Consider the following 12,930-nt stretch of genomic DNA (forward strand, 5'->3'; position numbering starts at 1 on the left):
GGAAAATCATAAGCGGCCGCCTAGCGCTAGTCAATCGCTTAACCCCGACAATAGCGATCTTGTCCTGCACTGTTATTGCACCGCGCTACTAGCTACCGTTGCTGGCCGCAGCTTGCTAATTGGACTGCGCCACATTCTGAATTTTGAGTTTGGCACGGCGCTTGTTTCGGTGCCACGCTTTTGATTTGGTCGGGATCGATGCCGAGGTCGCGGAGGCGTTTCAGCCGGGTCTTACGATGCGAGGTTGAGGCGGCGGCGTTGGTAATGGGTCTGGGGGGCCAGTTCTGCTGTGTATCTTTGTTGCCGCTGCTTGGGTGGCAGGTCCAGCGTGTCGAGTAAGACATCGGCGGCGCGACGGACATGTTCCAGCGTCAGTAGTTCGCCGCTGGTTTCCGGGTTCGAGGGCGACAACTTCTGCCGCACCCTTGCACAGAACAGCGCGCTGAGAATCGTCACATAGAGATGGCGATGAATGCACTGCCAACCCGATCCCCTAAAAGGTTCGAAGAAAGTTGCGACCGTTTCAGGGACTGATCGGGACTCGAAATTAGCAAGTGCCGCTCTCAAAGAAATAGGGAAATCGAAAAAGAGAGCACCGTCACCCAGAGAGCTGTGCACAGGGAGGGCCCACACGATGTCAGCGGCCAGGTTTGTCAAACACGATCGGCTGGTCGGTTCCAACTCCCGGCGGGAAGGCAGCGGTGATTGGAACGCCGACAGTTTTGGTGGGGTTCTTCGGGTCGCGAAAATCGAGAATCGCAGTTTCGTCTCCTTTGCGAAGGTAGATGAGACCGCTGTTCCAATCTGAGCGAATGAACGGAGAATCGTAACCGCGCGCAGGCGCAAGGTTCACAGCTTTGCCGTTGATCTTGGCGGGATGAGTGGGGCCGTAAAAGGTGAGTGAGTCGAAGTTCAGAACGCCACTTTCATAGCGGACCGGTTGAGCCTTCACTGCCGCTTTGAAGTCATCAAAAACATTGTTGTAATCCGCCGCTTGATTGGCGATCAAAATGACCGGCGCGTTCTCGGTATCGAGCGTGATGAAGACCTTATTATCTTTGTCGACAGCATCAAAGCGCTTCCAGGGGGAGGTCCATAGATAGCTTCCCGCGGCCACCTTCACCGCGGCGTATGCCGCGCCGTCTTTCACGAAAATCCAGCCTCCCTCTTCGGTCACTTGGTCGAGCGTGGGGCTGAAGTACAGCTGCAGGTAAGACGGATTCGACGAGCGCGGATTCGGTGGCACCGGAGCCCATTTTTGCGTGATCAAGATGTTACGATCCTGCACGCTGAAAAAGGGATTGAAGCCGTGCCAGTCTTTTAGATTTGCCGGCTTCACTTCAAAGCCGATGCGAGCCACCGGATCGCTGGCGAAAATGACGCCTTGCCACCGGAAACCCATGCTCGCGTCGTCGAGCCATTTGGCATCGAGCCCAGCTGAGCCAAGCACATAGCTGGGCGTTGCAAATCCGTAGCGCAGCACGCTCCGCTCGGGATCGAGTTTTCTCCAGAGCACGCCATCCGGATCGTTATCACTCCGTCCGCCACCCTCCGCTACTGGCCCCGGCCAGCGTTTGGTGAATGAATAGACGCCGCGCTGGCTCGTGTCTTTGGCCAGGCTCACGACCGCTGGCGGCGGATAGTAGTTGCTGGTCGAGTGCCCGCCCACGCCCAGCGGTGTGTAGGTGCGGCCAGGAGCATTGAAGATCAGATCGTAACTCCGCTCCGTCATGCCATCGTATTCGTGACCGACTTTGACGCGACTCTTGGGACCGCCGCGCGTCGTGAACAATGTCTCCTCGGCCATGTTGGCGAATGTCAGGTCGAGATACATGTCAGCCTTCTTGCGGAGGATCTCATCCTCGGCAAAATCGCGGATATTCAGGAGTCCAGCGACGCTGTCCCCTTGGTAGCTCGGGGACGCAGCCTCGACAAACTGGCCCCGCTTCGCTCGCTCATCAAACCACTTCAGCCAATAGTCGCGGCGAACTTCATACTGCTGTGCCAGTGTGGAGCCATCGTCGTACTTCTGATTCGCATATTCCGGAATCTTCCGCAGGTGCTGCGAGGCAAGTAAGTCGCACGACTTGCTGGTGATATGGTGGTTCTCTGATCCTTCCATTTCCCAAATCCCACGCTGACCTTCGGCCAATTTGGTGTTCACCTTGGCCACTGCCCAGAACCCCTTCTCAAAATTCTCTTGGGCTTTCTGCGATAGCGGTCCTCTCATGGGACCGGTGCGAGAATTCATCAGCCCATACAAGCGAAAGTAACTGACGCCGAACAGGCTGAATCCAAATTTGGGATTGGCGGAGACGACAAACTTATCGGACTCGAAGAATTGGTTGATATCATCGACGCGCTGTCCCAGGATCAGCGCCGGCAAGCCATAGCGAACCCAGCCAATGGAATCGGTCCCCACACTCTTGTCATAATTGAGCCTTGCCAGCCGACTGGTCCCCGCCACCAGGCTCGCCCGCTGACGATCCAAGTAATCAGACGGGAGCGTCTGCATATATGGCAACGGCCAATTGAGCGGAGCGACTTCTGCACGCGGCTTCGCCGGCGCATCCTGAGCCTGCAGCAGCACAGGACAGCAAAAACTAAATAGCAGAACCGCCGGTAACACGAATTTCATCGAGATCGCTCCCTGGCACTTGTTCGCAGATTTTAGATGGCAATATACCAACGGAGAGAGGCTGATTCACTCTGCAACTTACCGGGATTTCCGACATGCTGTTAAACCAAGTTCAAAACTCGTTTCTGGGGTATTGACGTGAACTCTCCTCAAAACCGCTTAGCACAAAACCACGTCCCTATCTGTTATGAAAAGCAGAGAGCGCGGCTAGAAGGAGAGTCCCGACCAGGGAGGTGAATTCCGTCGGCCCGCACGTAGACATAGTCCTTGCCCACAAGCGAACGAGCGGACCACTCGCGATACTCCTGTTCCCATAACCCGTACAATCACTGACGTGCACCTGCCCGCCGTGAAAGAAATCGCTTTTGTGGGTGCTAGTCACTGAGTGCTCCAGACCGATGAGAGCGGATAGCACCGACAAATCGAAGCGTGTTTGTGCGATTATCTGCTGAAAGTCGCTGACTTCAAAATAAAGCTAGGAATTGGCGCTACACTCGCTGGCCGTTAGCACCTAAGTAAATAGGAACAGTGCACGCATGGGACTGCCATCGAGTGTAAACGACGGTCGAATAGTGCAGCGCGCGGCGGAGCCGATGGTCGGTCGAAAAGTGCAGCGCTAGCCCTGCTCGTGAGAATCCGTAAGGCAGATTTGAGGCTTCCCAGCGTCTCAAGCCTTACGATCCGCGAGCGTAGCCCATGCTGCGAGATATGCATAACTGGACCGAAATCCGTCGTCTTGTCCTGACCGAGAAGAAATCCAAACGAGCGGTTTGCAGGGAATTTTCCCTTCACTGGCAGACCCTCGAAAAGATCCTGCAGCACCCTGAGCCGCCCGGTTATCGACAACGTCTGCCCCGGGAGCGGCCCAAACTCGATCCGTTCCTGCCGATCATCCACGAGATCCTGGAGCAGGACAAAACGGCGCCCCGCAAGCAGCGCCACACCACTAAACGGATCTTCGACCGCCTGCGTGCCGAGCATGGCTACACCGGCGGGATCACGGTGGTCGGCGAGGTCGTGCGGGAGTGGCGAACGACCACGGCGGAGGTGTTCTTACCCTTGTCGCATCAACCGGGCGAAGCCCAGTTCGACTTCGGCGAAGCGGAGGTGGTGCTGCAAGGCATGCCGACGAAAGTCGCGTACTGCGTCATGTCGTTGCCGTACAGCGACGCGTTCTTCGTGCAGGTCTTTCCTCGCGAATGCACCGAGACGTTTCAAGCGGGCCATCAGCGGGCCTTTGAGTTCTTCGGCGGCGTGCCCCGCCGGATCAGCTACGACAACAGCCGGATTGCTGTGGCCCGGTTCGTGGGGAAACGGGGTGACACGCCGACGCGTGAGTTCCTACGGCTGCAGAGTCATTATCTGTTTGAGCATCACTTCTGCCTGGTGCGACGGCCGATGGAGAAGGGGCATACGGAGAACCTCATCGGTTTCGCGCGGCGGAACTTCCTGGTGCCGGTACCACGGACCGGCAGCCTGGAAGTGCTGAATGCCGAACTCGAGCGGCAGTGCTGTGAAGATCTGGAACGCCAGTTACGCGGACAACCGGCGAACAAAGCCACGTTGTTGGCAGAGGAGCAGGCTGCGTTGTTGCCGCTGCCGAAGTCGGGCTTTGAAGCGCGGCGAGTCGAACCGGCCCAGGCCAACTCTCTTTCCTTGGTTCGCTTCGACGGCAACGATTACTCGGTGCCGACGCAGTATGCTCATCAGAAAGTGACCGCAATTGGCGGCCTGGAGGAAGTTCGGCTGGTCGTTAACGACAAGTTGGTTGCCCAGCATCCACGCGACTGGTCGAAGGAGCAGGTCCATTACAACCCGCTGCATTACCTGGCACTCTTGGAGCGGAAGCCAGGGGGCTTGGACTTCGCGAAACCCCTGGAAAACTGGGGCTTGCCGGACTGTTTCGATCTCCTCCGGCGGCGTCTGGAAGCAGATGGCGGCGCACACGGCCGCCGGGAGTTCATCAAAACCTTGCGGCTGCTGGAGACTATCTCGCTGGCTGCATTAACTGCGGCGATTGAGCGGGCACTGGAGATCGACGTTCTGGCCGTCGATGCGATTCGGCTGCTCGTGCAGCAGGGACTGGAAGAGCCGACGCGGTGGTTTCGGCTGGACAATCATCCGCATCTGCAGTCGCACTCGATCCCTCCTCCCAATCTCCTGTCTTACCGTGAACTGACCTGCGCGCTGACGACGGGAGGTGTGTTATGAAATCTCTCGAAACCAAAAGCACGGTGCTGCTCAAGCATCACTTGAAGGCCCTACGGTTGCCGTCGTTCCTGGAGGGCTGCGAGAAAACGGCCCAGCGGTGTGCGACGGAGAACGTCGATCATCTGGGCTTTCTGCTGCAACTGTGTGAGCTGGAGTTACTCAACCGTGAGAAGCGTGCCAGCGAGCGGCGGCTCAAGTCAGCGCGCTTTCCCAACCTGAAATCGCCTGGTGATTTCGACTTCGCCGCCCAGCCCTCGCTCAATCGCGTGCTGGTGGCAGAACTACTGCGGTGCGAGTTCGTGGAACGCCGCGAGTCGGTGATCTTTCTCGGGCATCCGGGCACGGGGAAGACGCACCTGGCCATCGCGCTTGGCATTGCCGCCTGTCAGCGGGGCAAACGGGTCCGCTTCTGCCGCGTGACGGAACTGATCACGCAACTTATGGAAGCCCGAGAAGAACGGACGCTGCTGCGGATGAAGTCGTCACTAGCCAAGTTCGATCTGCTGATCCTCGATGAACTGGGTTACGTCCCCGCCAGTAAGCTGGGCGCGGAGTTGCTCTTCGAGGTCATCAGTAGCGCTTACGAACGCCAATCGTTGATCGTGACCACCAATCTGCCGTTCGAGCAATGGACCGAAGTCCTGGGCAGCGAGCGCCTGACCGGCGCCGTGCTCGATCGGCTGACACACCGCTGCCACATCCTCGAATCGACCGGCGAAAGTTATCGCTTGCAAGACGCGCGGCGCCGCCGCAAAGGATCGCGCCCGAAACCGGCGACCTCATCCTTGTCACCCGCCGATGAAACGGCAGAATCCTAGCCGTCGTTACAACCGTCGCAATCCTTCCTCCTCCGGAGGAGGAAGGATTCTTACTGGAATGCCCCAACACCCTGATTTAGACTGAGACCCTTCCCCACCTCAGCGCCACACTTTTCAACCGCCGCGCGCTGCACTATTCGACCGTCGTTTACACTGCCATCGAGAGCTGGTGACCGCCCGCTCGAAGAATATCGCGAATACCTCAGGCTGCTTACGAGGATGCAGTTAGGGGCGCGACTGCGCAGTAAAGTGGATGAATCGGACATTGTTCAGCAAACAGTGCTTGAGGCGCATCGAAGCGAGGGGCAGTTTAAAGGCGAGTCGGAGACGGAACGGCTCTCTTGGCTGCGAGCGATTCTGGCCAATGTGTTAGCTGGAGCCGCTCGACAATATGCGACCCAGGCTCGCGACGCAGGCCGCGAGCGGTCGTTGGAAGCGGATCTGAACTTATCGGCGTCGCGACTGGAGCGAGCGTTAGCCGCCGACCAGACTTCACCCAGCGGCATTGCCGTCCGCGCGGAGGAGATACTCGCGCTTGCCAAGTCGATGTCACTGATTCCCGAAGAGCAGCGAGAAGTCATCGAACTCCATCACCTGAAGGGAATGCCGCTGGCAGAAGTCGCGGCTTGCGTTGGCAAAACACGGCCAGCTGTGGCGGGGCTTTTGTTTCGAGGGCTGAGAAAGCTTCGCGAGCTGATGGGAGCAGACGGAATAGGGCAATCATGAGTGAGGTCGATGAGACAAATGGACGCGAATCGAAGCTCGACGAGTTGCTGGCGCAGTACATCGAGGCTCGTGAAGCCGGCAGAATGATCCGTCGCGAGGAGTTTCTAGCGCAACATCCTGAATTTGCGAAAGAACTCGCGGAGTTTATTGCTGCCCAGGCTGAAATTGAGCGTGTCGCGGTTCCCCTTCGCGAGGCAGCCTACGCTCAGGGCTTGAGCGACGATACTCAGTCGTGGGGCCAGGAGAATTCGCAGCGAGATAGCAAAGCAGCCGAGCACTCGCCGCCGCCGCGGCAGCTTGGCGAGTTTCACCTGATTCGCGAAATCGGCCGGGGCGGGATGGGAGTTGTGTACGAGGCAGAGCAGCAGTCGCTTCGTCGCAAGGTTGCTTTGAAGGTATTGCCGTTTGCGGCGGCGATCGATCCGCGCAGATTGCAGCGATTCAAGAACGAAGCGCTCGCTGCGGCTAATTTGCGGCATGAGAACATCGTAGCCGTGTATGGGGTTGGTGCAGAACTGGGCGTGCATTATTACGCCATGCAACTGATCGAGGGCCAGAGTCTTAGTGAACTGGTTGGTGAACTTCGGCAGCAGAAAAACAATGAGCCATCGGTCGCCACCGAAATAGTGAAGTCCAGTACTGCACAGTTGGCGGCGGAAAGCACGGCAGGTAGAGGCAACATTGCTGCGAGCTTGACCCACAATTCTCGCAAATACTTTGAGTGGGTTGCCAGAGTAGGGCAAAAAGCGGCCCATGCGCTGCATTATGCCCACGAAGTGGGTATTGTTCACCGCGATATCAAGCCTGCCAACCTGCTGATCGACACTCGTGGTGAAATCTGGATCACGGACTTTGGATTGGCGCAGATTGCTGGCGACACGGGGCTAACGATCTCTGGCGAAATCCTCGGCACTTTGCGTTATGCCAGCCCCGAGCAGGCTCAGGCGTTGCCAGGGATTATCGACCATCGAACCGATGTTTATTCATTGGGCGCGACACTTTATGAGCTCCTCACCTTACGGCCCATCTTTGACGGACGTGATCGAAATCGATTGCTCAAGCAGATTGCGGAAGCTGATCCCGAAGCGCCACACAAAATTGCTCCCAATGTGCCAGAGGAGTTGGAAACAATTCTGCTGAAGGCGTTGAGCAAAGCTCCTGCGGACCACTATTCCACAGCTGCAGAATTTGCTGAAGATTTGAAACGTTTTATCGATGACAAGCCGATTCGCGCACGGCGTCCTACCAGCTTGGAACTGGCTCGCAAATGGTTGAAGCGGCACCCGTCGGTTGTAGTCACCGGTGTGATCCTGTTAATTCTGACAACGATCGGTTCGCTCGCTACGTCGGCCATCGTTCGTGGCGAACAACAAAAGGTCGTGCAAGCGTACAAACGCGAGCAAACCCGCGCGAACGAAGCCGAAGCGCAATACAAACTGGCGAGGCGAAGTGTCGATGATCTCTTTCGCGTGAGTGAAGAGGAGCTCGCGGATCGCCCTGGAACTGAACCGCTGCGAAAACGGCTGCTGACGTCTGTCCTTATCTACTATCGCGAGTTCATCGAGCAGCGGCGAGAAGACAAAGGAGCACAAGTAGACTTAGAGGAAGCACGTGCCCGCGTAGAAAAGATTCTTTCGGACCTAGGGGCGCTGCGTGCGAGTCAACAACTACGTTTATTGGATTACGACACGGTGCTGGACGACCTCAAGGTCAACGATCAGCAACGGCAGGAAGTGAAGGAGTTGTCGTTACGTGTGAATCAGCAATTCAAGGACGTGATCAATCAACTGGGGCGCCGCCCGCCCTCTGAACGTTCCCAGCAAATGCTAGAAAAGGCTCGACAAAATGAGGCCATCGTGCGGGCCATACTTAGTCGTGAACAATTGCAACGGCTCTACCAGATCAGTTTGCAGACCGATGTCTCCGACGCGTTTCGTGACCCGGACGTTGCAAATAGGCTGCAACTGACGGATCAGCAGCGAGAGCAGGCGCGAGTGATTGAAGAGGGACTCTTTGTCAACATGCTTCGCCAAGTGCGGCAGCCAACGGCGACTACAACTAGCAATCCGTCTCCTTCGGCCAACAAGCGAGCACTGGCGATCCTCACCAATGACCAAATGCTTCGGTGGCGAGAAATAACCGGCTCTGAATTTCAGGCCGAGATTCCCCGTCCGCCGCTGATCATTCCCGAAGAGTAAACGCCTTTGCTTTCGGGCGGATTCGGGGAGTTTTCGCAAAAACTCAGCTTTCTAGGCGGATGCGCGCTCCGCATCTTCGTCTGTCGCACCTAGTTCTGAGAGGAGTGCGACGGTCTGACGAAACTCGCGAGTCCAATATCGGCAAAGCATCTCTATTTCGCCGTCGCAACCTGCTTCATGAAAGTTTTAATGGGTTTTCTCGTGGTCGCGGTGCTCTCCGCATCCGCCTATTTCTATACCAATCGCGGACCCCACGTGCCGCAGGCGAACTACCGGACGCAGGCGATCGAGCGTGGCGACATATACTTCAACGTTGGTGCGACAGGCACCGTCGAACCCGAAGAGGTCATCGACGTCGGCGCACAAGTCATGGGACGGATCAAAGAAATCGGCAAAGATCCGCGAGGCAAGTCGGATCCGAATTTCGCCAGCAAGACACTCGACTACGGCTCGCCCGTGGAAGAAGGGATGGTGCTCGTCCAGATTGACCCCGCCGTTTATCGAGCTCAGCGCGACCAGGCGCAAGCGACCCTTGATCGCGCGAAAGCAGATCTCCTGCAATTCCAGGCTCGCGCTGACCATTCTGAGGCCGAGTGGAAGCGAGCCCAGAAACTGTACGTCGGCATCGCTGCTAGTTCGTCTGGCACTGGCACTGGCACTGGCACTGGCACTGCAGGAACGCCGAAGACAACGTATGGAAGTGCGATCTCAGATTCCGATTATCTTCTTGCCAAGGCGAACTATGGAGCGGCAAAGGCCAATGTGGAAGTTGGCAAGAGCGTGATTGCCCAATCCACTTCTGCCCTGAGCCTGGCGGAGACGAATCTAGGTTACACAACCATTACCTCGCCAGTATCGGGAACCATTATCGATCGACGCGTGAATATGGGTCAAACGGTTGTTGCCAACCTCAATACGCCAAGCCTGTTCCTCATTGCCAAAGATCTCCGCCGGATGCAGGTTTGGGCATCGGTGAACGAAGCAGATATCGGCCTGGTAAAGGTCAATACGCCGGTGCACTTCAAAGTCGATGCGTTTCCCAAGGACACGTTCTACGGCACGGTGACGCAGATTCGCCTCAACGCCTCAATGAGCCAGAACGTCGTCACGTACACCGTAGTCATCACGACCGACAATTCAAATCAAAGGCTTTTGCCGTATCTCACCGCCGACGTGAAATTCGAAATTGAAAAGCGGCACGATGCGCTGATCGTGCCGAACGTAGCTCTGCGTTACAAACCGCAGCGAGACCGGATCTCGCCAGCCGATCGAGAATCTGTTCCGCAAGTTACGGATGAGAACCAGGGCCTCATCTGGATTCAGGAGGAAAACTTCGTTCGACCGCTATTGGTGACCATCGGGTTGACCGATGGCTCATCGACCGAAGTTAGTGGTGCCGGCATTGAGGAAGGTCGGCTAGTGGTTTTAGGCGAGAAATCGCAAGCTGCTTCGGATGAAACGAACAATCCGTTTGCACCTCCAAAAATTCCTCGCAACAAGCAAACTAGCGCCGGCCAGAATGAGTAAGGCTCAAAATTTCTATGGACCTGATTCGCATCGCAAACGTAACGAAGACCTACCGCATCGGTGAAGTTGACGTGCCGGTGCTGAAGGGTGTGAGCTTTACGATTCGCCGCGGCGAGCTCGTCGCAATTGTCGGCGCTTCCGGCTCCGGCAAAAGCACGCTCATGAATATTCTGGGGTGCCTCGATCGACCGACTTCAGGCGAGTACTGGCTCGACGGACAGGAAGTCGGCAAGCTGGACGCCAATCAGCGTGCGGTGGTTCGCACTTCGAAGCTGGGCTTCGTCTTCCAGAGTTTCAATCTGCTGGCAAGGACCACTGCGGTTCAGAACGTCATGATGCCGCTCGATTATTCCCTTCAGGCAACATCGGCAGCCGACTCGGCACCGCGGGCAGTCGAATTGCTGGGGCGAGTTGGTCTGGAAGACCGGCTTGATCACGTTCCTGCCAAGATGTCTGGTGGCCAGCAACAGCGGGTGGCAATCGCTCGTTCGCTGGTGAATCGGCCCACTGTGTTGCTTGCCGATGAACCCACGGGCAATCTCGATTCGCAAACCAGTGTCGAAATCCTGCAGATGTTTCGTGAGCTAAATGCTGCGGGCCTCACAGTGATCCTGGTCACCCATGACCCGAAGGTCGCAGCGGCGGCAGATCGCACCATTCGAGTGGTCGACGGCCTAGTGGTTGAGGATACTGCCAATGAGGAAGCCGAATCACCGGCGAACTCGATTTTCAATGATTCAAATAACGAGCTTCCAGCAGTGGCCGATCAACGTCAAGACGATCGCTGTCCGGAAGCGAGCAATGATAATTCGGAAGGTGAAGTGGCCGTTGCAACCGTTCGGCGCGTGGCAGTCCGGTCGGATAGGTCTTCAGCGATTGGAACGAAGCAACGCAATCATAAGACGCCGTACACGCTTTACACCTCGCTAGTCCCCACAACCGTACGATCCTCGCTGGCTGCCCTCTGGCGGAACCGTATGCGCTCGGCGCTCACGGCGCTTGGAATCGTGATTGGTGTGTCTGCCGTGATTGCGATGGTGGAGATCAGTTCAGGATCGCGCGTCGCGCTGCTAAAGACGATGTCCACGATGGGTGCCGACAATCTTATGGTTCAATCGGGGGCATCGAGCAGCGGTGGCATCAACTTTGGGTCGGGAAGCGAAATGACGCTCACGCCCGAAGACGCAGAGGCGATTGCTGCACAGTGTTCCAACGTTGCTCACGTAGCGCCAACCATCTCCATCCAAGGCCAGGTCGTTCGCGGCAATCGCAACTGGGTGCCAATGTCGATCATCGGCACGACGCCGACTTACCTTCAAGTGCGTGACTGGCATGAGATGGAAGAAGGCGACATTTTCACAGATAGAGATGTTCGAGCAAGCAACAAGGTCTGCATGATTGGTGTGACGCTTGCCAAAGAACTGTTCGACGATGAGTCGCCCATCGGCAAGGACCTGCGTGTGAAAAATGTCTCCTTGCGAGTGGTAGGAGTAATGGGCCGGAAAGGTGCCAACATGATGGGCATGGATCAGGACGATATCCTCATCGCTCCTTGGACAACATTGAAGTTTCGTGTTTCCGGAAAGAATACCGGCGGGGCCAGTCAAGGCTCGACGGACAGCAGCACTGCTGTGAATTCTCTAGGTGAACTTTACCCGGGAACCACCGCCCTTTACCCGCCGCGAAATGCGACGCAGGCAGCGAACAATCCGCAGCACGCGCGCGTCACGAACGTGGATCAGATCATGGTGAAGGCTGCGTCCACCGAGCAGATTCCGCACGCGATCGCCGAAATCACGACGCTGCTCCACGAACGTCATCGCATTCGCGATGGACAAGAGGACGACTTCAACATTCGGAACATGAGCGAAATGCTCAAGGCCTTCGGAGCTATGTCGCAGATGATGGGCGGCTTGCTCTTGATCGTCGCGCTCATTTCGCTGGCCGTCGGCGGCGTGGGCATCATGAATATCATGCTCGTATCGGTGACCGAGCGAACGAGAGAAATCGGACTGCGAATGGCAGTCGGTGCCAGGTCGTTTCACGTCCTGCGCCAGTTTTTGATTGAAGCCATCGTCTTGTGCTTGCTGGGTGGACTCGTAGGCATCTTGCTGGGGCGCGGCGCTTCGGTATTTGTCTGGTTCCTGCTCCGCTGGCCGATCGAGGCGTCGATCCCGGCGATCATTTCGGCCTTCGCGGTCTCCGCAACCGTGGGCGTGATCTTTGGTTTCTATCCCGCCTGGAAAGCCTCGCGATTAGATCCCATCGACGCGCTGCGTTATGAGTAGCAGCCGCCAACGACATTTTTAGGAGGAGCAATCAATGGGTTTTCTCGATCAGATCAAAGCGATCTTCTATTCACCAACTGAGGAATCGAGATTAAAGGAGGCAATTGCACTGGCAAGAACAGGTAGCTTGGAGCCTGCCATTCGGGTTTACGACGCGCTTGTTGCAAGCACTAACAGCGATATCCGGGCGAGTGCTCTTTTAAACCGAGCCCTGGCCTATTCAGCGATGGATGACGAAAGCCAGACCCAGAGAGATCTGGAGTCGCTGCTGGCGCTTGCAGATGTTTCTGCAACTATTAAGACTGCGGCTCGTGAAAAGCTCGCACGGATTCAAGCTCGTGAGCGGCGGACTCAATCTCAACGAGTTTAACCTCGACCTAGAGAATTCGTTTCACGTTCCGGATAAGTTACTGTGGCGAAAGGTGTCCGCTTTAGCGAGATATCAGATGGAGAAGGATATCGGCCAGAATTTAAGCTAACTGACCTGAGGAATCGAATATCCGCAGCGACCGCCGCAGAGGACT

General features: G+C 56.7%; 9 protein-coding genes. 7 read left to right on the top strand and 2 right to left on the bottom strand.

Annotated elements, in window-relative coordinates:
* Positions 1–231: 231 nt before the first annotated feature.
* Positions 232–657: a hypothetical protein gene (locus tag ETAA8_RS08840; protein WP_145087593.1), complete on the bottom strand. Its 426-nt coding sequence runs from the start codon at positions 655–657 to the stop codon at positions 232–234.
* Entirely contained in the window at positions 638–2,638 is a 2,001-nt protein-coding gene (locus ETAA8_RS08845; protein WP_145087594.1) for a hypothetical protein, read from the bottom strand. The genes ETAA8_RS08840 and ETAA8_RS08845 overlap by 20 nt, the downstream gene beginning before the upstream one ends.
* 696 nt (positions 2,639–3,334) lie before the next feature.
* On the opposite strand from ETAA8_RS08845, the gene istA reads away from it, so the two are divergent.
* The 7 genes from istA to ETAA8_RS08880 all read left to right on the top strand — a co-directional run bounded on the left by istA (position 3,335) and on the right by ETAA8_RS08880 (position 12,776).
* A complete protein-coding gene (gene istA, locus ETAA8_RS08850; RefSeq protein WP_145086469.1) occupies positions 3,335–4,849 on the top strand; it encodes an IS21 family transposase in 1,515 nt (504 codons plus the stop codon).
* Positions 4,846–5,667 carry an IS21-like element helper ATPase IstB gene (istB, locus tag ETAA8_RS08855; protein WP_145086466.1) on the top strand — a complete coding sequence of 274 codons (822 nt, stop codon included), beginning with the start codon at positions 4,846–4,848 and terminating at the stop codon, positions 5,665–5,667. The genes istA and istB overlap by 4 nt, the downstream gene beginning before the upstream one ends.
* A gap of 153 nt (positions 5,668–5,820) precedes the next feature.
* Complete coding sequence (locus ETAA8_RS08860) at positions 5,821–6,393, top strand: sigma-70 family RNA polymerase sigma factor (protein WP_145087595.1); 573 nt, start codon at positions 5,821–5,823, stop codon at positions 6,391–6,393.
* On the top strand, positions 6,390–8,591 hold the full coding sequence (locus ETAA8_RS08865) for a serine/threonine protein kinase (protein ID WP_145087596.1): 2,202 nt from the start codon (positions 6,390–6,392) through the stop codon (positions 8,589–8,591). The genes ETAA8_RS08860 and ETAA8_RS08865 overlap by 4 nt, the downstream gene beginning before the upstream one ends.
* Positions 8,592–8,768: 177 nt before the next feature.
* The gene (locus tag ETAA8_RS08870) at positions 8,769–10,118 is read left to right on the top strand and encodes an efflux RND transporter periplasmic adaptor subunit (RefSeq protein ID WP_145087597.1); all 1,350 of its coding nucleotides are present in this window, start codon (positions 8,769–8,771) and stop codon (positions 10,116–10,118) included.
* 14 nt (positions 10,119–10,132) lie between these two features.
* Positions 10,133–12,406 (top strand): ABC transporter permease, encoded by a 2,274-nt coding sequence (locus ETAA8_RS08875; RefSeq protein WP_145087598.1) that lies wholly within the window; start codon positions 10,133–10,135, stop codon positions 12,404–12,406.
* A gap of 34 nt (positions 12,407–12,440) precedes the next feature.
* A complete protein-coding gene (locus ETAA8_RS08880; protein ID WP_145087599.1) occupies positions 12,441–12,776 on the top strand; it encodes a hypothetical protein in 336 nt (111 codons plus the stop codon).
* Positions 12,777–12,930: the final 154 nt, after the last annotated feature.

It is taken from the genome of Anatilimnocola aggregata (assembly GCF_007747655.1).
Classification (GTDB): domain Bacteria; phylum Planctomycetota; class Planctomycetia; order Pirellulales; family Pirellulaceae; genus Anatilimnocola; species Anatilimnocola aggregata.